The organism is Streptomyces sp. NBC_00310, assembly GCF_036208085.1.
Lineage (GTDB): Bacteria > Actinomycetota > Actinomycetes > Streptomycetales > Streptomycetaceae > Streptomyces.
The window spans coordinates 362,023-381,706 of sequence record NZ_CP130714.1; the positions used below are offsets into that span (position 1 = coordinate 362,023).

Annotated in this window: 19 protein-coding genes and 1 pseudogene; 11 read left to right on the top strand and 9 right to left on the bottom strand. The window is 70.1% G+C overall.

Annotated features, from left to right (window positions below):
- Positions 1–263 precede the first annotated feature (263 nt).
- Genes OG202_RS01395 through OG202_RS01410 form a run of 4 tightly spaced genes read left to right on the top strand, consistent with a single transcriptional unit; the run spans position 264 to position 5,367 of the window.
- Positions 264–1,826 (top strand): ABC transporter substrate-binding protein, encoded by a 1,563-nt coding sequence (locus OG202_RS01395; protein ID WP_328222180.1) that lies wholly within the window; start codon positions 264–266, stop codon positions 1,824–1,826.
- A gap of 9 nt (positions 1,827–1,835) precedes the next feature.
- On the top strand, positions 1,836–2,777 hold the full coding sequence (locus tag OG202_RS01400; protein WP_326573419.1) for an ABC transporter permease: 942 nt from the start codon (positions 1,836–1,838) through the stop codon (positions 2,775–2,777).
- Positions 2,774–4,534 carry a dipeptide/oligopeptide/nickel ABC transporter permease/ATP-binding protein gene (locus OG202_RS01405; RefSeq protein ID WP_327731866.1) on the top strand — a complete coding sequence of 587 codons (1,761 nt, stop codon included), beginning with the start codon at positions 2,774–2,776 and terminating at the stop codon, positions 4,532–4,534. Before OG202_RS01400 ends, OG202_RS01405 begins: the two co-directional genes overlap by 4 nt.
- On the top strand, positions 4,531–5,367 hold the full coding sequence (locus OG202_RS01410) for an ABC transporter ATP-binding protein (protein WP_326573423.1): 837 nt from the start codon (positions 4,531–4,533) through the stop codon (positions 5,365–5,367). The genes OG202_RS01405 and OG202_RS01410 overlap by 4 nt, the downstream gene beginning before the upstream one ends.
- Positions 5,368–5,431: 64 nt before the next feature.
- On the opposite strand, the gene OG202_RS01415 is transcribed toward OG202_RS01410, so the two are convergent.
- Together OG202_RS01415 and OG202_RS01420 are read right to left on the bottom strand one after the other, a co-directional pair.
- Positions 5,432–6,952 (bottom strand): glycoside hydrolase family 43 protein, encoded by a 1,521-nt coding sequence (locus tag OG202_RS01415; protein ID WP_328222181.1) that lies wholly within the window; start codon positions 6,950–6,952, stop codon positions 5,432–5,434.
- Between the two features lie 101 nt (positions 6,953–7,053).
- A complete protein-coding gene (locus OG202_RS01420; protein WP_443052181.1) occupies positions 7,054–8,103 on the bottom strand; it encodes a LacI family DNA-binding transcriptional regulator in 1,050 nt (349 codons plus the stop codon).
- A 192-nt stretch (positions 8,104–8,295) separates the two neighbouring features.
- On the opposite strand from OG202_RS01420, the gene OG202_RS01425 reads away from it, so the two are divergent.
- From OG202_RS01425 to OG202_RS01440, 4 genes are all read left to right on the top strand, one after another.
- Positions 8,296–10,035: a cellulase family glycosylhydrolase gene (locus OG202_RS01425; protein WP_328222183.1), complete on the top strand. Its 1,740-nt coding sequence runs from the start codon at positions 8,296–8,298 to the stop codon at positions 10,033–10,035.
- Positions 10,036–10,462: 427 nt separating this feature from the next.
- Positions 10,463–10,783: a hypothetical protein gene (locus tag OG202_RS01430; RefSeq protein WP_328222184.1), complete on the top strand. Its 321-nt coding sequence runs from the start codon at positions 10,463–10,465 to the stop codon at positions 10,781–10,783.
- Positions 10,784–10,788: 5 nt separating this feature from the next.
- Positions 10,789–11,487, top strand: a complete 699-nt coding sequence (locus OG202_RS01435) for a TetR/AcrR family transcriptional regulator (protein ID WP_326573431.1) — start codon at positions 10,789–10,791, stop codon at positions 11,485–11,487.
- A 198-nt stretch (positions 11,488–11,685) separates the two neighbouring features.
- Complete coding sequence (locus OG202_RS01440; protein ID WP_328224639.1) at positions 11,686–12,330, top strand: DNA alkylation repair protein; 645 nt, start codon at positions 11,686–11,688, stop codon at positions 12,328–12,330.
- A 208-nt stretch (positions 12,331–12,538) separates the two neighbouring features.
- Here OG202_RS01440 and OG202_RS01445 read toward each other — a convergent pair whose 3' ends face one another.
- From OG202_RS01445 to OG202_RS01475, 7 genes are all read right to left on the bottom strand, one after another.
- A complete protein-coding gene (locus OG202_RS01445; protein WP_327731862.1) occupies positions 12,539–13,198 on the bottom strand; it encodes a TetR/AcrR family transcriptional regulator in 660 nt (219 codons plus the stop codon).
- On the bottom strand, positions 13,195–13,527 hold the full coding sequence (locus OG202_RS01450) for a non-heme iron oxygenase ferredoxin subunit (RefSeq protein ID WP_326573434.1): 333 nt from the start codon (positions 13,525–13,527) through the stop codon (positions 13,195–13,197). The genes OG202_RS01445 and OG202_RS01450 overlap by 4 nt, the downstream gene beginning before the upstream one ends.
- Before the next feature lie 437 nt (positions 13,528–13,964).
- Positions 13,965–14,357 carry a VOC family protein gene (locus OG202_RS01455; protein ID WP_326573436.1) on the bottom strand — a complete coding sequence of 131 codons (393 nt, stop codon included), beginning with the start codon at positions 14,355–14,357 and terminating at the stop codon, positions 13,965–13,967.
- Entirely contained in the window at positions 14,354–14,656 is a 303-nt protein-coding gene (locus tag OG202_RS01460) for an ArsR/SmtB family transcription factor (protein WP_327731860.1), read from the bottom strand. The genes OG202_RS01455 and OG202_RS01460 overlap by 4 nt, the downstream gene beginning before the upstream one ends.
- A gap of 640 nt (positions 14,657–15,296) precedes the next feature.
- Entirely contained in the window at positions 15,297–16,190 is an 894-nt protein-coding gene (locus OG202_RS01465; RefSeq protein ID WP_327731858.1) for an amidohydrolase family protein, read from the bottom strand.
- Between the two features lie 86 nt (positions 16,191–16,276).
- Positions 16,277–16,510: a hypothetical protein gene (locus OG202_RS01470; protein ID WP_327731857.1), complete on the bottom strand. Its 234-nt coding sequence runs from the start codon at positions 16,508–16,510 to the stop codon at positions 16,277–16,279.
- Positions 16,511–16,522: 12 nt separating this feature from the next.
- Complete coding sequence (locus OG202_RS01475) at positions 16,523–16,687, bottom strand: hypothetical protein (RefSeq protein ID WP_328222185.1); 165 nt, start codon at positions 16,685–16,687, stop codon at positions 16,523–16,525.
- A 199-nt stretch (positions 16,688–16,886) separates the two neighbouring features.
- Between OG202_RS01475 and OG202_RS01480 the strand changes: the two genes are divergently transcribed.
- The 3 genes and pseudogenes from OG202_RS01480 to OG202_RS01490 form a co-directional block, all read left to right on the top strand.
- The gene (locus OG202_RS01480) at positions 16,887–17,399 is read left to right on the top strand and encodes an SRPBCC family protein (RefSeq protein ID WP_327731855.1); all 513 of its coding nucleotides are present in this window, start codon (positions 16,887–16,889) and stop codon (positions 17,397–17,399) included.
- On the top strand, positions 17,392–19,023 hold the full coding sequence (locus tag OG202_RS01485) for a phytoene desaturase family protein (RefSeq protein WP_327731854.1): 1,632 nt from the start codon (positions 17,392–17,394) through the stop codon (positions 19,021–19,023). Before OG202_RS01480 ends, OG202_RS01485 begins: the two co-directional genes overlap by 8 nt.
- A gap of 107 nt (positions 19,024–19,130) precedes the next feature.
- Positions 19,131–19,676: pseudogene (locus OG202_RS01490) on the top strand (SDR family NAD(P)-dependent oxidoreductase); the annotation flags it as partial.
- Positions 19,677–19,684: the final 8 nt, after the last annotated feature.

Below are 19,684 nucleotides of genomic sequence, written 5' to 3' on the forward strand. Positions count from 1 at the left end.
AGCCATGATGCGAGGTTGTGCGATGGGGACGCCCTATCGACTCATCCGATCGCCGACATTGAAGCAGACGGCCTGCGACGCCCACGAGACGGAGTGATCCTCCGGCTACGTCGCAAGGGCTCCCGGCGGTCTCCCCGCCGGGCCCTCATCTGAACACGTACGCATCCGCTCGCCGGGCGTCCGCCTCCAGGGCCCCCTCCGCGAGCCACGAGAACAGCTCGCTTCTCCCTACCCCGGCCCACCTTTTCCTTCGGAGACCCTCAATGAAGAGAAGAACCGCCCTCCAGGCCTCCATCGGCGTGATGGTCACGCTCACGCTCGCCGCCTGCGGCGGTGGACAGACCGACAGCGGCAGCGGCGGCAGCGCCGGCCCGGTGAACCTGACCATCGCCCTGTCCTCGGCACCCAACAGCCTGGACCCCGCCCAGGTCGCCGTCGGGCCCTTCCTGAACTACATGGACCCCGCCTACGCGACCCTGCTGACCCGCAAGCCCGACGGCACCCTGGGCGCCGGCCTGGCCGACAAGTGGGGCTACGTCGGCAAGAAGAACACCAAGTTCGAACTGCACCTGCGCAAGGGCCTGAAGTTCGCCGACGGCACACCGCTCACCGCCGCCGACGTCGTCAACTCGTTCACGTACTTCCAGAAGGGCAGCGGACCCGCCGCCGCCTGGTTCCGTCCCCTGACGTTCGCCACGCCCGACAGCTCGACCGTCCTGATCACCAGCCCCACGCCCAACCCCGACATGGGCACCCTGTTCACTCCCCCGTATATGGGCGGCGCCATCATCAGCCCGGCCGGGCTGAAGGCCCCGAAGAAGCTGGCCTCCACGACCTTCGGCGCCGGACCCTACGTCTACAGCGCCCAGCAGTCCGTCTCCGGCGACCACTACGTCTACGTCCCGAACAAGAACTTCTACGACCAGTCCGCCATCCACTTCAAGAAGATCACCGTCCGGGTGATGCCCAACGTCAACTCCCAGGTGCAGGCCCTGAAGTCCGGGCAGATCGACCTCATGTACGGCACCCCGGACGTGGCGCCGACCGTCAAGGGCACCAAGGGGATCACCACGCTGCAGAAGCCCACCACCTGGGCGGGCCTGTTCCTCCTGGACCGTGAGGGCACCGTCGTCAAGGGGCTCGGCGACGAGCGGGTCCGGCAGGCGCTGAACTTCGCCGTCGACCGCTCCGCGATCACGAAGGCGGTCTACGGGGACTACGGAACCCCGGTCTCGCAGCCCCAGATGCCCGGCTACGACGGCTACAGCACCGCCGCCGCGGACATGTACCCCTACGACCCCGCCAAGGCCAAGAAGCTGCTGAAGGAGGCGGGGTATGCCAAGGGCCTGACCATCCCGGTGAACTACGGGTCGTTCGACCCCTCGACGGCCAAGATGGTCCAGGCCGTGCAGGGGCAGCTCGCCAAGGTGGGCGTCAAGCTGAAGCTGAGGGCCGCCACGAACTTCGGTGGCTGGATCAACGACCTGCTGACGAAGAAGTACGCCGCCACCGTCCTCTCGCCCGGCACGGGCGGCGAGCCCAACTTCTACGCACAGCAGCCGCCCTTCACCAAGACGGGCATCATGAACCTCTTCGGCGTGGCCGACCCCGAGGTGGAAGCCGCGTACGCCCGGCTCGCCGGATCGGACCCGAAGTCCAGCGCGGCTGCGTCCAAGGACCTCACCGACGTGATCGTGCGCAAGGCGCTCGCCCTGCCGATCTCCGGTACCGACACGATCGCCATGTACAACAGCAAGCTGCGCGGGGTGAAGTTCCCGGAGGGTGGCGCACAGCTGACCTCCAACACCCTGTGGACCACCCGCTGACGAGGGCCGATGCTTCCCATCATTCTCCGCAGGCTGGCGCTGTCCATCCCGCTCCTTGTGATCGTCTCGGCGATCACCTTCCTCCTGGAATCGTTCGTGCCGGGAGATCCGGCACGAACGGTGCTCGGGATCAACGCTCCGCAGGAGCAGTACGACGCGCTCAGAGCCGCCATGCATCTCGACCAGCCGGTCGTCGTGCAGTACTGGCTCTATCTCCGCGACGTCCTGCGGGGCGATCTCGGCAGCTCGCTGTTCTCCGGTGAATCCGTGCTGGGGCTGATCGGGCAGCGCCTCCCGGTCACCCTGGCGCTGGTGATCGGAGGGACCGTGCTCGCGACCCTGGTCGGTGTCGTGCTCGGCGTGTACAGCGCGACGCGCGGCCGGGTCAGCCGCCGGCTGTTCGACATCGTGTCCCTGCTGGGCAGCGCGGTGCCCAACTTCTGGATCGCACTGGTGTTGGTCGCCGTGTTCGCCGTCAAGTTCTCGCTCTTCCCCGCCACCGGGTACACCCCGTTCGCCGAGTCGCCGGGGCAGTGGGCGTCCGGCCTGGTGCTGCCCGTGATCTCTCTCGCGATCGGCGGAGTCGCCTTCATCTCCAAGGTCACGCGCGACGCGATGCTGTCCACCCTCGCCCTCGACCACATCAGAACGCTGCGGGCCTCCGGCATCCGGCCCTCGTCGATCATCTGGAAGCACGCCCTGCGGGGCTGCGGACTGCCGGTGGTGACCACGATCGGCCTCATGATGATCACGTTCATCCCCGGCACGATCCTCGTCGAGAACGTCTTCACCCTGCCCGGTCTGGGCACCACGGTCGTGGACGCGACCAACCAGCACGATCTGCCGGTCGTGCAGGGCCTCACCATCACCTTCACGGTCATGGTCATCGTGGTGAACCTTCTCGTCGACATCCTCTACAGCCTCCTCAACCCGAAGGTACGTACGGAATGACCACTGTCGAGGCGCCTTTGAAGGCGCGATCGCGGGCGCGGATCAACCCGTTCGCCGGGATATGGCGCCGTCCCGTCGCCGCCGCATCGCTCGTCGTGGTCGTCGGTATCACCGTCGCGGTGGTGCTCGCCCCGCTCCTGGCACCGCACCCGCCGCTGGCGCAGGACCTGCTCCACACGCTGTCCGGTCCGTCGGCGGACCATCCGCTGGGCACCGACGTCCTCGGCCGCGACGTGCTGAGCCGACTGCTCCACGGCGGACGGCCCACCCTGATCGGGGTGGGGGTGGCCGTACTCGTCTACGCCGTCGTCGGCATGTCGCTGGGCGTGCTGGCCGGCTACCTGCGCGGCTGGACCGACCGGGTCATCGTCGCCCTGCTGGACGTCATGCTCTCGGTCCCCGCGGTCATCATCACGCTCGCCGTCCTCGCCATCTTCTACCAGAGCAACGTCGCCGCCATGCTCACGCTCGGCTTCTTCGCCTCCGCGGGCCTCGCCCGGATCATCCGCAGCTCATGCATCGCGCTGCGCGAGGAGCTGTTCGTGGACGCCGCCAGGGTGTCCGGGCTCGGCCCGGCACGGATCATGGCCCGCCACATCCTCCCCCGGCTGACAGGGCAGTTGCTGGTCCCGATCTTCCTCTTCTCGGGCAACGCCCTCGCCATCCAGACCGGCCTCGGATTCCTCGGACTGGCCACTCCCGCGCCCGCCCCCAGCTGGGGCGGCATGGTCGGGGAGGCCGCGCAGATCATGCAGCAGGACCCCTACCTGCTGTTCGTCTCCGGTGGCGTGATCGGCCTCATGTCCCTCTCCTTCGGGCTGGTCGGCGACGGACTGCGCGACCTCGAACAGGACCGGCGGCAGGCAACGGGCGGCCGGTCGCGACGGCCGGTTCCCGCGGCGGCCTCCCAGACCGCCGCCGAGCCGTCGGACACATCGCTGGACGGGGCGGTGCTCGCCGTGCGCGACTACTCGATCGCCTTCGCCACCGCGCAGGGGCCACGCGACGTCGTCGACTCCATCAGCTTCACGGTCCGCCCCGGTGAGATCTTCGGACTCGTCGGCGAATCCGGCAGCGGAAAGACGGTGACGGGACTGTCCCTGCTCGGGCTCCTCCCGCCCAACGGGGCGGTGACGAGCGGCGCGGCCTGGCTGGCCGGCACCCGCATCAGCGGCCTGCCGGAACGCGAGTTGCAGCGCATCCGCGGCAGCGAGATCGCTCTCGTCTCGCAGGAACCCATGGTGGCGCTCGACCCGTACTTCACCATCGGCTCCCAGCTGGCCGAGGTCATCCGGCGCATCGACGCCGGGCGCGGCGGGAAGGACGCCGTACAACAGCGGATCCGCGAGCTGCTGACCAGCGTCCACCTGCGCGATCCGGACGACATCGCGCGCCGGCACCCGCACGAACTGTCCGGCGGCATGCTCCAGCGCGTCGTCATCGCCATGGCGCTGGCCGGGTCTCCGAAGGTGCTGATCGCCGACGAACCCACCACGGCACTGGACGTCACCGTGCAGGCGGGAATCCTGGACCTGCTGCGGTCGCTGCGCGACGAACACGGCATGGCGATCATCCTGATCACCCACGACCTGGGCGTGGTGGCCGACAGCTGCGACCGCGCGATCGTGATGGAGCACGGCCGGATCGTGGAGGAGGGCTCGGTCGAGGACATCTTCTACCGGCCCCGGCACCCGTACACGAAGAAGCTCATCGAGAGCACACCCAGCATCGCTCGTACGGAGGGCAGGATCACGTGACCGGAACACCCGCACTCCAGATAGACGGCCTCGCGGTCCGCTACCCGGGCCGTGGCTTCCGCAAGCCCCCGACCACCGTCATCGAGGACGTGTCGTTCGAGGTCGGGCACGCCGAGACGGTCGCCCTCGTGGGCGAGTCCGGCTCGGGAAAGACCACCATCGGCAGAGCGGTCCTGGGACTCACCCCGGTCAGCGGCGGACGGGTCCTGCTCGACGGGCGGGACATCACCCGCCTCACCGGCCGGGCCCGTCGGCTGCTGTCCTCCGATCTCCAGGCGATCTTCCAGAATCCGTACGGGTCGCTCAACCCGGCGCTGCCCGTGGGCCGGACGCTGGCCGAGCCCCTGCTCGTCGGTTCGGCCCGCTCGCCCCGCGAGGTCCGTGACGACATCGGGGATCTGCTCCGCCGCGTCGGGCTGCCGGAGGACGCGGCCGACCGCTACCCGGCACAGTTCAGCGGAGGCCAGCGCCAGCGCATCGCCATCGCCCGGGCGGTGGCCCGCAAGCCGAAGCTCATCATCTGCGACGAGCCGACCAGTGCCCTCGACGTCACCACCCAGGCCGCCGCGCTGAACCTCCTCTCCGAGCTCCAGGACACACTCGGGTGCGCGTACCTGTTCATCACTCACGACCTCGCGGTCGTCAAGGAGTTCGCGGCCCGCACCCTGGTCCTGCAACACGGACGCATCGTGGAGGAGGGAGGCAGCGTCGACGTGTGCGACCGGCCGCGGCACGAGTACACCCGGCGCCTGGTGGCGGCCGCCCCCGTCCCCGACCCGGACCTGCAACGCACGCGCCGCCGACAGCGGTTGGAGGTGAAGGCGACCGCATGACGGGGCACGACGGCGACCGCGTGACAGCGGTTCGGGCCGGCGGGCCGGCCCGAGACCGGCCGCCTCAGTGGTCGAGCGGCTCGTAGTCGAACCAGTCGAAGTGCACGGAGTCGGCGGAGGCGAACATGCCGAACACCCGGCCCGTGAACCCGCCGGCGACCTCCGTGGACAGATACCGGCCGTCCAGCGAGGCGAGTTCGACGAAGGCGCCGTCCGGCTCCTCGAAGCCGAGCGCGACGAAGTCGGGGCCGGTACGCGCGTCCTTCACGGTGTCCACGGGGACCGTCTCGACACGGAGAACCACGGGCCCCGAGGGCGCGGGCCGGGACGCCACGACGGTGTGCAACGGGCCGATGCGGGCACGGACCCGCACCTGTCCGAACGTGACCTCCACGGAGTAGTGATGGCTCTCGTCCAGGCGAACGGCCAGGCCGCCCTCGCCTTCCGCCGCGTCGAGCGAGGTGCGCACCCGGCACGACGGGTGCTGCTGCCGGCGGCCCACGAACGTCACGTCGGCGTCGTCGAGTGATCCGCCGCGGGCACGCAGGGTCAGCCGGCCGGGCCGTTCCTTCGTGGTGCAGTCCTCCGAGAGGCGCTGACGCGGCGAGATCCAGTGCGGGGCCAGCTCGGTCACGTCGAAGTCGTCCCGGCGCTCCGGCGCGGCGGCGGGTGGCTGAAGGGGCCAGGGCGGGGCGGGCATGACGCAGGACAGTTCGCCGACGACGGGCCAGCCGTCGACCCACTCGACCGGCACCAGATAGGTCTCCCGGCCCAGTACGTGCCAGCCGGGGGTGCCGCCGCCCGGCCGTACACCGAGCAGCACCATCCACCACGAGCCGTCGGGGCCTTGGACCAGGTCGGCGTGGCCGGTGTTCTGGATGGGGTGGTCGGTGCCGCGGTGGGTCAGGACCGGGTTGGCCGGGCAGGGCTCGAACGGGCCCGTGGGGGTGTGGCCGCGGGCGATCGATACCCCGTGGCCCCGTTCCGTGCCGCCTTCGGCGATGAGCAGGTACCAGTAGTCGCCGATCCGGTACAGGTGCGGTGCTTCGGGGGCCTTGGCGCCGGGCGCCCCCGACCACAGCTGCCGGCGCTCACCGAACGTCTCCCCGGTGTGGGGATCGAGGCGGATCTGTCCCACTCCGGCGGTGGTGCACCAGCAGGTGCCGTCCTCGTCCCAGGCGATGTCCGGGTCGATGCCGTGCACTCCGGGCAGCCTGATCGGATCGGACCAGGGGCCGGCCGGGTCGGTGGCCGTGAACAGCAGATTGCCGTCGCCGCTGACGTTCGTGACGATCAGCCAGAACCGGCCGTCGTGGTGGCGCAGGGTGGGCGCGTAGATCCCCCCGGAGGAAGCGGTGTCCAGCGGCAGACGCAGTTGGCTCGGGCGGTCGAGCGCGTTGCCGATCTGGGTCCAGTGCACCAGGTCGCGGCTGTGGAGGATGGGGACGCCGGGGAAGTACTCGAAGCTGGAGCACGCGATGTAGTAGTCGTCGCCCGCGCGGCAGATGGACGGATCGGGGTAGAAGCCGGGGATCACCGGGTTGCTGATGGTGTTTCCCGCCTCGGACACGCTCGTCACCCTCATCGGGTCCTTTCGCTGTTACGAAAGTTTCTCATCCAACGATGGATAGTTTCCCTTCGAGCAGGCTAGCCACGGCCCGTCCGGGCGGTCAATGACCTCGCGGGTCAGCCCTTCGGCGGGGCCGTACTGGCCCGGACCGTCAGGGTCGTCGCGATCTCCAGCCCGGCCTGGGGTGCGTCCTCGCCGCGCCCGAGCGTGAGCGCCAGCTCGGTCGCGGCCACGGCCATCTCGGTCAGGGGCTGGTGAACGGTGGTCAGGGGCGGATCCACCCAGGCCACGACCGGCAGGTCGTCGAATCCGACGACGCTCAGGTCGTCGGGGATCCGCAGACCGGCCTCGCGCGCCGCCTGGTAGACACCGAGTGCCTGCAGGTCGTTGGCGGTGAAGATCGCCGTCGGGCGCTCCGGCAGATCCAGCAGGGAGCGCGCCGCCTCGTAGCCGTCCTCACTGGTGAGCGGCGCGTACGTGACGAGTTCGGGATCGACCGGCAGGCCGGCGGACTGCATCGCGGAGCGGTATCCGTCCAGCCGGGCGCAGCAGTACAGCTGGTCCTCGGGGCCGCTGATCATGGCGATGCGGCGGTGCCCGAGTTCGGTGAGGTGGCGGGTGGCGGCCCGGCCGCCGGACCAGTTGGTGGCGCCCACGAACGGGACGTCGTCCGGCAGTTCCGTGGCCGGGTCGAAGACGACGAAGGGGATGCCCTTGGCCTTCAGCTGCTCCCGCTCGGCCTCGGAGAGCTGGGCCACGGACAGCACGCAGTTCGGCCGTCGGGAGACGGTGTCGTCCCAGGTGGGCAGGTCCGCGTCGTGCAGCCCGAACTCGGAGACCATGACGCCCACGCGGTGCTGACGGGCCACCCGCTCGACACCCCGGATGATCTCGACGGCCCACATGTGCTTGAGCTCGCGGAACACGAGCTCCACGACGTTGTTCCGGTTGGCACCCGTCGGCTTGCGGTAGCCGTACCTGTTGACCAGCTCCTCGACACGCGCCCGCGTGTCCGCGGAGACGCCGGACTTGCCGTTGATCACCTTGGACACGGTGGGAACCGACACCCCCGCCGACTCGGCGATGAACGCGATCGTGACCGGCCGGGACGTGTCGCCCTGCCCGTCGTTCCTGTCCACCGGCCCGTCAGCCGCGTAATCAGCCAAGATCGCCCGCCCGTCCCATGGATGTGCCCGGTTCATTCTGGCATCGCTTACCGCCGCATCTGTGGTCTCCGGCACCTCTTCATGTTAATTTCTCCGGCGCGAATAGCGAAACTTTCTCTCTCTGCGTTGTATCTCTATCGGCCTCCGGCCGACCCCACGTGTCGCACACCCCCCAACGAGAAGGTGCACGTGATGACGAGGAGACTCGCAAGACTGCTTCCGCGACGCCGGTCGTCGCGCCCCCCACGGAGACTGACGGCACTCGTCCTGGCGCTCGTCCTGCTCCCTCTGCTGCCCGCCACCGCGCAGGCCGCCGATCCTCCCGTCCCGCCGGCGAGTTCCCCGGCCGCCCGCAGCGCGGTCGCGGCCATGCAGCCCGGATGGAACCTGGGCAACACCTACGACGCCATTCCCGACGAGACGTCCTGGGGCAACCCTCCGGTGACCCGGGCCCTCTTCCAGAAGGTCAAGTCACAGGGCTTCAAGAGCATCCGGCTGCCCGTCACCTGGGGCATCCACCAGGGCTCCGCCCCCGGCCACACGATCGATCCGGCGTGGATGGCGAAGGTGCGCCAGGTCGTCGACCTGGCGCTGGCCGAAGACCTGTACGTGCTCCTGAACATGCACCACGACTCGTGGATGTGGGTCAACACCCTGTCCACGGACCACGACGCCGTCCTCGCCCGCTACAGCGCCACCTGGACCCAGATAGCGGCGGAGTTCCGGGACAGGTCGCCCAAGCTGGCGTTCGAGAGCATCAACGAGCCCACGTTCAGCAACACGTCCGGTGACGACGAGAACTACCGGCTGCTGGCCGAGCTCAACAAGGTGACGCATCGGATCGTCCGTGAGTCCGGCGGCGGCAACACGAACCGTCTGCTCGTGCTGCCCACCCTGTACACCAACGCCGACCAGGGCCGGCTCGACGCGCTGGCCACCGAGCTGGCGGACCTGCGCGATCCCATGGTGGCCACGACGGTCCACTTCTACGGCTGGTGGCCGTTCAGCGTGAACATCGCCGGGTACACCCGGTTCGACGCCACCTCGGAGCAGGACCTCACCGCCACCTTCGACCGCGTGTACAACACCTTCACGGCGCGCGGCATCCCCGTCGTCATCGGCGAGTACGCCCTGCTGGCCTACGACCACAACCGCCCCGGCATCATCCAGCGGGGCGAGCAGCGCAAGTACTTCGAGTTCCTGGGCGACTACGCCCGCCGACGGAACCTCACCACCATGCTGTGGGACGCCGGTCAGTTCCTGAACCGCAACACCCTGCAATGGCGTGACCCGGAGCTGTTCGGCCAGATCAAGTCGAGCTGGACCACCCGTTCCGGGACCGCCTCCAGCGACATGGTGTTCCTCCCGAAGTCGGGCGCCATCACCGGCCAGGACCTCACGCTGAACACCAACGGCACCGACTTCCAGGGACTTCGGCACGGCTCCCGCAATCTTCTGAGGGACAGGGACTACACGGTCTCCGGCAACCGGCTCACGCTGACGGCCACCGCCCTGACGGAACTGGCCGGTGACCGGGCGTACGGCGTCAACGCGACGCTGGAGGCCAGGTTCTCCCGCGGCGTCCCGTGGCGGATCGATGTGATCACCTACGACAGACCGGTCCTGTCGAACGCCTCGGGGAACACCGGCGGCCTGTCCGTCCCCACGCAGTTCCGGGGCGACATGCTCGCGACCATGGAGGCCAAGTACGACGACGGGAGCAACGCGGGCCCGGCGAGCTGGACCTCGTACCAGCAGTGGGACACCGCGTTCTCGGCGTACACCGGCGACTCCGTCAAGCTGACCGCCGAGTTCTTCAGCTCCCTGCGGGACGGCGCCCGGGTGACGCTCACCTTCCACTTCTGGAGCGGTGCCACGACGACGTACCACGTCACCAAGTCGGGAACCTCCGTGACCGGTTCGCCCGCCTGAGCATCCCCTGAGCGTCCCCTGAGCACCACCGCCGCGCGGCCGGGGCACCGGCCGCGCGGCCCCGAGCCTTCCCTTCCCAGTCGCATCGGCGAAAGCAGCCCGCCCATGACCAACCGCATGAACCGCAGAACCCTCCTGAGCACGGCCGCCGCCGTGGCCGGTACCGCCGCCATGGCGCCACCGGCGGAACCAACACCAGGAAGGGGCTCAAGGCCGCACTCCCGGCCCATGTGCCCAGCCGCGCCGTCCAGCCGGACATCCCGTCGGTCGGCGGCGGCTCCGACATCGCGACCGACCCCGGCTTCCTGAACTACCCCGCCCAGCGGCCAGGACGGTCGACGGCGTTCCGGGCCGGGGCGGCAGCTACACCGCCGTCACTCCGCTGTGGGGCACCGTCCCGGCCCCGGGCAACTCGTTCAACCGGGCCATGAACAAGGCCTTGGGCATCGACCTCACGGTCAAGCCCACCGACGGCAACAACTACCGCACCATCGTCCCCACGATGACCTCGGCCAAGAAGCTGCCGGACTGGATCCAGCTGCCGGCCTGGTGGAACTCCGGCTTCAACACGGGCGGTCTGGCCGGCACCCAGCTCGCCGATCTCACCCCGTACCTGGCCGGGGACAAGATCAAGAAGTACCCGAACCTGGCCGCCCTGCCCACCGGCGCCTGGCAGGTGGGCGCTTGGGGCAACAAGATCTACGGCATCCCCTCACAAGTGGATAGGGTGATCCGATTGCTAGGATGATCGGCATGACCCCTGGCGCCCGACATCCTGACGAACCCACCGCGCCTCGGCTGCGCAGTGACGCCGAACGCAACCGGGGGCGGATCATCGCCGCCGGACGCTCGGTGTTCGCCCGCGACGGCCTGAACGCCTCGATGGCGTCGGTGGCACGGGAGGCGGGTGTGGGGATCGCGACGATCCTCCGTCACTTCCCCGCGAAGGAGGCGCTCGTCGCCGCGGTCTTCTCCGACCGGATGGACGCCTACGCCGACGCGGTCGCCGTCGCCCTCGACGACCCCGACCCCTGGCACGGCTTCGTCGGCTACATCGAGACCGCCTGCGCGATGCAGGCCGCCGACTACGGCTTCGCCGACGTCCTGACCATGACCTTCCCCACCGCCAAAGCCCTGGAGAAGCGCCGCGACGAGGCGTACGAGTCCATGGTCGAGCTCATCGGCCGTGCCAAGGCCACCGGTCGTCTGCGGGAGGACTTCGACCCCTCGGACCTGGTCCTGATCCACATGGCCAACGCCGGCGTCGTCAACGCGACCGGCGACGCCGCCCCGGACGCCTGGCGCCGTGTCGTGGCCCTCATGATCCAGTCCCTGGAAGCACCGGCCCGCGGCCCTCTGCCCGCCTCACCCGCGCACGACGCCCTCTACAACGCCATGCTCCGCGCCGGGCCGGCAGGCCCCACCGCACCGGCGCCGGGCAAGAGCGGCTGAGCCCGAGGCCGCACAGCACCTCACCGTCCGGACCGCCGACCAGCACCTACCGGCCTCCTCCGCCCTCGGCGTCCTCGACGGATGACCACCGACGGATGACGGCCGACGTTCCGGCACCGCTAGGCTGAATCTCCACGTGAGGGACAGGGGGCCGAGGTGGCCGAGACGACGCTGACCGGGACGACGGTCGCCGAGGTGATGGCGGAGCTGGCCGGGTTGGAGGACCCGAAGGCACGCGAGGTGAACGAGAGACACGGTGACGACCACGGTGTGAACCTTGGCAAGCTGCGCGCGCTCGCGAAGCGGCTGAAGACGCAGCAGGAACTCGCGTGCCGGCTCTGGGAGACGGGTGACAGCGCGGCAAGGCTGCTGGCACTCCTGATCTGCCGCCCGAAGGCGTTCGGGCGGGACGAGTTGGACGTCATGGTGCGCGAGGCGCGCACACCCAAGGTGCACGACTGGCTCGTGAACTACGTGGTGAAGAAGAACCCGCACGCGGAAGAGCTCCGCCTGGCCTGGTCCGCCGATCCGGATCCCGTGGTCGCGAGTGCCGGCTGGGCGCTGACCACCGAACGCGTGGCGAAGAATCCCGAGGGCCTCGATCTCGTGGGACTGCTCGACGTCGTCGAGACGGAGATGCAAGACGCCCCGGACCGCCTGCAGTGGGCGATGAACCACTGCCTGGCCCGGATCGGCATCGACCACGCCGAGCACCGCGCCCGTGCGATCGACATCGGTGAGCGCCTGGAGGTGCTCAAGGACTATCCGACCTCCCCGGGCTGCACCTCTCCGTTCGCACCCGTCTGGATCACCGAGATGGTGCGCCGACAGCACGACACCTAGGACACCGGCCTCGATCGTGTTCGTGGCCACGGGCGTCGCGCCGTCAGCCGCTACGGGGCCACGAGCGCCCGCTCCCGGTGGATGGGGCCGGAGAGGTCGGACAGGGGCAGCCCGCTTGCGCCGTTGACGGGCGGGTTTTATCCCCCCTTGGGTTTCTCACCTGCGGGTAAGGGGCCATCGGCCGGTTCTCTGACTACATGTCAGGTTGTTACCGTGGCGTACGTCGCGGCCTCGCTGCGCCGGTTGTGGTTTCGGCTCTCCGGTCGTCTCGCCCGTCGGCTCCGGTCACCCGCCGGACCAGGTCCGCCCAGGCGGTCCGCAGGCGTGCGGCGGTGACCTGGTTCTCGTCGCGCAGGTGGTCCATGGTCCCGAGGTTCACGAAGGCGAGCATGGCGTGGGCGAGCAGGGTGGGATCACCCCCGACCTCCGCTTCACGCAAGAGGCACTCGATGTGGTGGTGGAAAGCCCGGCAGGTGTCCGAGTCATGGCGCCGGTCGACGGAGACCTGGCGGGCCAGCGCGGCGCCCAGGTTCTCGTCGTCGGCGATGCGCTCGATCAGGGCGCAGCCGAACGCCATCAGCCGGTCCCGCGCCGGTGCTCCCGGCCCGAGTGGAGGAGGACCGCATGTGTACGCCTCATGGAATTCCGCCTCGGCGTCGCCCTGCAGGGCCAGCAGGAGCCCGTCACGGTCACCGAACCGGCGGAAGAGCGTGCCCTTTCCCACCCCCGCCGCCCGCGCGACCTCGTGCATCGTCACGTGCTCGGCTCCCCGGTCGGCCACCAAGCGGGCAGCCGCCTCCAGTAATCGGGCGCGGTTGCGGGCGGCGTCGGCCCGCTCCGCGGTGGCGTCGTCCGGCGTCCTCGTCACCGTTCGCTCCGCGGTCCCACTCGTGCGTAGACGCGACCGTCCTCGACCCGCACCGGGTACACGGGGACGGGACGCGACGCCGGCGGATCGAGGGGGGCTCCGGTCCGCAGGTCGAAACGGGAGGCGTGCAGCCAGCACTCGACCGTGCACCCGTCCACCTCACCCTCGGAGAGCGATACGGCGCTGTGCGAGCACACATCGTAGATCGCGAACACCTGCTGCTCCGTCAGGACCAGGGAGACCGGGACGCCCTCCACCTCGAACCGTCGGGGGACGCCCTCCTGCAACACGTCGAACGTGCAAAGGTACGTGTAGCCGCTGCCGGGCATCGCTCTCCTCGATGTGTCCATGACACAGGGGTCGGCCTTCGGCTCCACAGGGGTACACAGGGCACATCCGCCCAGGGCCAGGAGCGTCACGCGTGTGATCGTGTTGGATCGTCAACGCTAGCGACGCGGCCCGGGACGGGGACCCGACCCCAGCCCGAACCGGTCTCGGCACATGGACCTAAGCCGCTGTCACATCTCCGCGGAAATCGGCCTGTACGCGCGCGTGCCACGACTGCCCGCTTGGCCGGACCGCGCACGAACCGACGAGTCCTTGTACGCGTACCGGACGGGGGCGGTCCGGGGGACGGGGCACGCGTGGACGCAGGCGCGAAAAGCGGAGAAACACACATGCCGCGCGCCCTGAGCGGTGCTCTTCCTGGACGGCACCGCTCTCACCAGCGAACGAGACGGCGGCGACACCCTGGCGGTGGCCGTGGCTACTGCGGCTGCGTCGCGATCTGGATCAGGTTGCCGCAGGTGTCGTCGAAGACGGCGGTGGTGACGGGGCCCATCTCCAGGGGCTCCTGGATGAAGCGCACACCGAGGCCACGCAGCCGCTCGTACTCCGCCTGCACGTCGTCGACGGCGAACTGGGCGAGCGGGATGCCGTCCTCGACGAGCGTGTCGCGGTAGGTCCGGGCGGCGGGATGGCCTGCGGGTTCCAGGAGGAGTTCGGTGCCGTCGAGCTCGTCGGGCGAGACGACGGTCAGCCACCGGTCCTTTTCACCCACCGGGACGTCATGTTTCTTCACGAAGCCGAGGATCTCGGTGTAGAAGTGCTCGGCCCTGGCCTGGTCGTCGACGAAGACGCTGGTCAGATGGATCTTCATGGGGTGCTCTCCTGCGGTCCGGATGGGTCGGCCACGAGCCATCGCTCGGCGATCTGCCGCAGCGGGGCCGTGTTCAGGTCGTGGAACTTGTAGCGGCCCTCCCGCCTGGTCTCGACGAGCCCGGCGGCCTCCAGCACGGCGAGGTGCTGGGAGATCGCCTGGCGCGAGATGCCGAGCTGATGCTTCATGCTCAGTCGCGAACAGATCTCGAACAGTGTCTGTCCGGACTTCTCGGTGAGCTCGTCGAGAATGATGCGGCGCGTGGGGTCGGCCAAGGCTTTGAACAGGTCGTCGGCCACGTTCCCCAGGATAGGCAACTTTTCACTTGCCTATCAAGTCACGTGCCTATCAAGTCACACGCGCCCGCGCCCTGCCGATCCGCATCCGGCCCACCCGCCACCGATGGAGATCAGGACACCGACACCGACACCGACGCCGACGGCGGCATCGCTCTCGACTCCTGCATCGCCCGGAAGAAGGACCGACGCTCGACCAGCTGCGCACCCGGTACCCCCGCCAGCCGCTCGGGATGGTGGCCGAAGCCGGTCGGGAGTGAGGGGAGCCCGAGTGCCGTGAACGCCTCGTCGAGGTGTCGGCGCGGGCCGCCGAGGCCGCGCCGTACCGGGCCCTACCCGGCGGATCCGCCGGGGGCGCCGTCTCGAAGAACGTGCGGCCGCCGGCCGCCGGGACGAGGCGCATGGTCGTGCCGGTGATGAGGATCGCTTCGCGGACGTCTCGCGGCGGCACGCCGACGAGCGCGATGGCCAAAGCCATGGCCGCGAACGGGGCAGCCGCTGCCGCCGTCGCGGCGACACCCGGCGGACGGCAGACGGGCGGCCAACGGACGGCCGGCGGACGACGCCGGTACCGTGCCGCCGAATTACGGCGTCCGGCGGGCGACATCGGAGCCGTTCCCCGTGAGACATCACGAAGGGGCTCTCACAGTCCGAACAACCCCGCCGCGTTGTCGTGGCACACCGCCCGCAGCCACGGCTCCCCGAGGTTCAGCCGCTCCAGGGCCTGGAGCTGGTGGACGTACGGGTAGGGGATGTTGGGGAAGTCGGAGCCGAGGAGGACGCGGTCACCGAGGGCGGCCAGCCGAGGCAGGGCCCGGCGGGGGAACGGCATGAACCCCTCGCTGAAGTCGGTGAACGCCATCGTCGTGTCCAGCCGCACCTCGCCGTACCGCTCGGCGAGGCCGAAAAACTCCTCGTACTCCGGCATCCCCATGTGTGCGACGACCAGCCGCAACCGGGGATGTCGCGCCAGTACCCGGGCGATCGGCTCGGGGCCGGTGTGCTTGCCGGGCGCGGGTCCGGAACCGCAGTGGATCACCACAGGGATGCCCGCCTCCGCCAGCAACCCCCATGGCCGCTGGAGGAGTTCGTCGGCCGGGTCGTACGCCCCCACCTGAACATGCGCCTTGAAGACGCGCGCGCCCGCTTCTACGGCCTCCCCGACGTATTCCTCGGCGCCCGGCTCGGGGTAGAGGGTGGCGGTGTGGAGACAGTCGGGGGTGCGGCGGGCGAAGTCGGCCGCCCAGCCGTTCAGCCATCGGGCCATGCCCGGCTTGTGCGGGTACAGCATCGAGGTGAAGGCCCGCACACCGAACTCCCGGAGCAGGCCCGCCCGTTCCGCCTCCTCCTGCCGATAGGTGATCGGCCACTCCATCCCGCCGGTCAGCGGTCCGAGTCCGTCGAAGTACTGCCACACCTTGCGCAGGACACGCTCGGGCATGAAGTGGGTGTGGACGTCGACCAGTCCGGGAAGACCGAGCGACTCCCAGAAACGGCGGACCTTACCGGTCTCCTCGGCTCCAGGCACGTCACGCATGGTGTCCATGATCGGCTCGGACGAGGTGGCGGGTCCACTCCTCCGCACCAGGTTCGGTGAGGTATCCGTCACGCGGCCGCCCCGGACTACACGTTCTTGTCGCCCTTGACCGCTCGTACGTCCTCCACGAACAGCTGAAAGAGCAGGCGTGTGATGTCGCTGTCGCCGATGGAGAAGCTGAACGGCTCCTTGGCCTCGGGCTTCAGGCCGATATAGCCCGCGAGTTTCCCTTCGCCTGCCGCGGCCTTCGGGAATTCGCTGCCGGTTTCCGCTTCACGAGTCTTCTTGATGTGGAGTATCGGCGGCCTGGCCCTCGTCACCCAGGTGATTGCTCACGGGCATGGCATGACCCCGACCGGGTCACTGCCACCCGCCACCGCGTCACGGAAACGCTTCGCGATCCCGGCGCCGTCCTGGCTCTCCGTCTTCAGCCGCTCCTCCGTGGCTCCGGCCTTTCCCTTCCACTCCATGATGGCGACGGCCTCGCTGATGAACATCGTCCGGTAGAGCTTCAGGCGCCCCTTGAACGCGTCCCCCCGCCGTTGATGTCGGCATTCTCCTCCGCATCCGGCCTACGCGCCCAGCGACCGACCAGCCGCCACGGGGCGCCCCGCTCGCACGCTCGCGAGTCGGTGTGGTTCTCACCGGGCCGGGCACTCGGCTGTCGACCGAGGCGGTACGGGCTGGAGGTGCGGCATGGCTGTACGGCATCGTCTGATCAAGGTGAGTCCGCAGGCCGTGTGGGCCGTCCTCGCGGACGGCACCCGGTATGCGGAGTGGGTGGTGGGAACGTCGGCCTCCGAGCCGGTGCGGGGGCAGTGGCCACAGGTGGACTCGGCGATCGCCTACGAGGTCCGCGTGGGCCCCGTGCGGCTGAGCAACGAGACCGTCGTCCGGCACTGTGTGGAGGGCTCCGAGCTGGAGCTGGAAGCGCAGGCAGGCGCGCTGGGAACGGCGCGCATCTTCATCGAACTCCGCCCCTGGGGACGGTACTGCCTCGTGATCGCGGACGAGCACCCGCTGCAGGGAGTGGGCGGAACACTCCACAACATGGGTGTGGAGGCACTGATCCAACTGCGGCACCGCACGATGCTGGCCCGGCTGGCCCGGCTCTGCGAGGCACAGGCCGAGGCCGGGGCCAGGGCCGAACAGCCCACGAGCCTGCACGGGAGGCGCAGGGCGGCACACGGCACCGGCGGCCATGCCTGACGCGGTGGTCGTCGGAGCCGGCCCCAACGGGCTGGTGGCCGCCAACCTGCTGGCCGACGCCGGATGGAGCGTGGCGGTCCTCGAGGAACAACCCGAGCCCGGGGGCGCGGTACGCCACGACAGGAATGTCGACCCCGACTTCGTCAGCGACCTGTTCAGCTCCTTCTACCCCCTCGCCGCCGCGTCACCGGTGGTGGCACGACTGGGTCTCGACGAGCACGGCCTGCGCTGGAGCCACGCGCCACACGTCCTGGCCCACCCCCTCAGCGACGGCAGGTGCGCGGTGCTCTCCCGCGGGATCGACGCCACCGCCGACTCCCTCGACGCCTTCCACCCGGGCGACGGGGACGCCTGGAAACGACTGCACGCCACATGGGAACGGCTCGGCCCCGACATCGTGGACGCGCTGTTCACCCCCTTCCCGCCGCTGCGCGCCACAGCCCGCCTCGCCGTCAAGCTGAGGGCGGCCGGCGGCCTGCGGATGGCGCGCACCCTGGTCACGCCGGTGCGCCGCATGGGGGACGAGGAATTCCAGGGGGAAGGCGGCAAGCTGTTGCTGGCCGGGAACGCCCTGCACGCCGACCTCGCGCCGGAGGCCGCGGGCAGCGGCGGTTTCGGCTGGCTGCTGTGCATGCTCGGACAGACCTACGGCTTCCCCGTGCCGGCCGGCGGCGCCGGCGCCCTCACAGCGGCCCTCGTGAGCCGGCTGGCGGCGCAGGGTGGCAGCGTCCGCTGCGGGCAGCGGGTCCGCCGCGTCCTGGTGCGTGACGGACGGGCCGCCGGGGTGCTCACCGCCGACGGCGAGACGGTGGCCGCGCACCGCGCCGTCCTGGCGGATGTGTCCGCGCCGGCCCTCTACGGCGAACTCGTCGAGGCGGAACACCTCCCGTCCCAGTTGATGGCCGACCTGAAGCGCTTCCAGTGGGACTTCGCCACGTTCAAGGTCGACTGGGCCTGCGACGGGCCCGTGCCCTGGCAGGCCGAGGCGGCGGCTCGGGCCGGAACCGTCCACCTGGGCGACGGAGTGGACGAACTCACGCGCTGTGCCGCCCAGATCGCCATGGGCCAGGTACCCGACCGTCCCTTCGCCCTGTTCGGCCAGATGACGACCGCGGACCCCTCCCGCTCCCCCCGGGGCACCGAAGCCGCGTGGGCCTACACCCACGTGCCGCACGTCATCAGATCCGACGCGGGCGACGAGGGCCTGACAGGCACCTGGGACACCACGGAGCGGGAGGTGATGGCCGACCGCGTCGAACGCCAGGTCGAGCGGTTCGCGCCCGGTTTCCGCTCCCGTATCCGCGCCCGGCGCGTGCTGGCCCCGCCCACCCTCCAGTCACTCGACCGCAACCTGTACGGCGGCGCCCTCAACGGCGGCACCGCGGCCCTGCACCAGCAACTGTTCTTCCGCCCCGCCCCCGGCACCGGCCGTCCCGAGACGCCCGTGGACGGCCTCTACCTCGCCTCCGCGTCCGCCCATCCGGGCGGCGGGGTCCACGGCGCCCCCGGCGCCAACGCGGCCCGCGCCGCGCTGCGCCGACATCGGCTGCCCGGCCTCACCCGCGCCCAACGCGTACTCGCCCACCGGGACCGCACCGGCGGAAAACCGGGCCTCCCCCGCTGATACCCCCCTCGCCCGTACGGCAGCCGGGTCGCCCGTGAGCACGGAGCGCGCCCCCTGCACGAGGAACATAAGAGGCACAGAAGAGGCACCCGGAGGGAGGACGAGCCGTGGACGACAGCCCTCTCAAGGACCGCACCGTCGTGGTGACCGGGGCGGCACGCGGCATCGGAGCGGCGCTGGCGAACGCGCTCGCCCGGCGAGGTGTACGGCTGGCCCTCCTGGACCACGACGAACCGGCACTGGAGGCCACCGCCGCCACCCTCCCCGGCCCGGTGCTGGCCCTGCGAACCGACATCACCGACGGCACGGCCCTCGGCGACGCGGCCGAAGCCGTCCGCGCGGGTCTGGGCCCGCCCTCGGTCGTCGTGGCGAACGCGGGAATCGCCGAAGGCGGCCCCTTCGCCGAGTCGGACCCCGCCACCTGGCGCCGGGTGATCGAAGTCAATCTGATCGGCAGCGCCGAGACGGCCCGGACGTTCCTGCCGGACCTGATACGGACCGGCGGATACCACCTGCAGATCGCCTCGCTGGCCTCGATCGGCGCCGCCCCCATGATGAGCGCGTACTGCGCCTCCAAATCCGGCGTGGAAGCCTTCACCCACACCCTGCGCGCCGAGACGGCACATCACGGCGTGGCCGTGGGCATCGCCTACCCGCCAGG

Bases quoted from the DNA above. Each gene is read 5' to 3' on its own strand.
- OG202_RS01395 (WP_328222180.1), top strand. From the start codon at position 264: ATGAAGAGAAGAACCGCCCTCCAGGCCTCCATCGGCGTGATGGTCACG.
- OG202_RS01400 (WP_326573419.1), top strand. From the start codon at position 1,836: ATGCTTCCCATCATTCTCCGCAGGCTGGCGCTGTCCATCCCGCTCCTT.
- OG202_RS01405 (WP_327731866.1), top strand. From the start codon at position 2,774: ATGACCACTGTCGAGGCGCCTTTGAAGGCGCGATCGCGGGCGCGGATC.
- OG202_RS01415 (WP_328222181.1), bottom strand. From the start codon at position 6,952: ATGAGGGTGACGAGCGTGTCCGAGGCGGGAAACACCATCAGCAACCCG.
- OG202_RS01425 (WP_328222183.1), top strand. From the start codon at position 8,296: ATGACGAGGAGACTCGCAAGACTGCTTCCGCGACGCCGGTCGTCGCGC.
- OG202_RS01430 (WP_328222184.1), top strand. From the start codon at position 10,463: ATGAACAAGGCCTTGGGCATCGACCTCACGGTCAAGCCCACCGACGGC.
- OG202_RS01435 (WP_326573431.1), top strand. From the start codon at position 10,789: ATGACCCCTGGCGCCCGACATCCTGACGAACCCACCGCGCCTCGGCTG.
- OG202_RS01440 (WP_328224639.1), top strand. From the start codon at position 11,686: ATGGCGGAGCTGGCCGGGTTGGAGGACCCGAAGGCACGCGAGGTGAAC.
- OG202_RS01450 (WP_326573434.1), bottom strand. From the start codon at position 13,527: ATGCCCGGCAGCGGCTACACGTACCTTTGCACGTTCGACGTGTTGCAG.
- OG202_RS01455 (WP_326573436.1), bottom strand. From the start codon at position 14,357: ATGAAGATCCATCTGACCAGCGTCTTCGTCGACGACCAGGCCAGGGCC.
- OG202_RS01465 (WP_327731858.1), bottom strand. From the start codon at position 16,190: ATGCGTGACGTGCCTGGAGCCGAGGAGACCGGTAAGGTCCGCCGTTTC.
- OG202_RS01475 (WP_328222185.1), bottom strand. From the start codon at position 16,687: ATGTTCATCAGCGAGGCCGTCGCCATCATGGAGTGGAAGGGAAAGGCC.
- OG202_RS01480 (WP_327731855.1), top strand. From the start codon at position 16,887: ATGGCTGTACGGCATCGTCTGATCAAGGTGAGTCCGCAGGCCGTGTGG.
- OG202_RS01485 (WP_327731854.1), top strand. From the start codon at position 17,392: ATGCCTGACGCGGTGGTCGTCGGAGCCGGCCCCAACGGGCTGGTGGCC.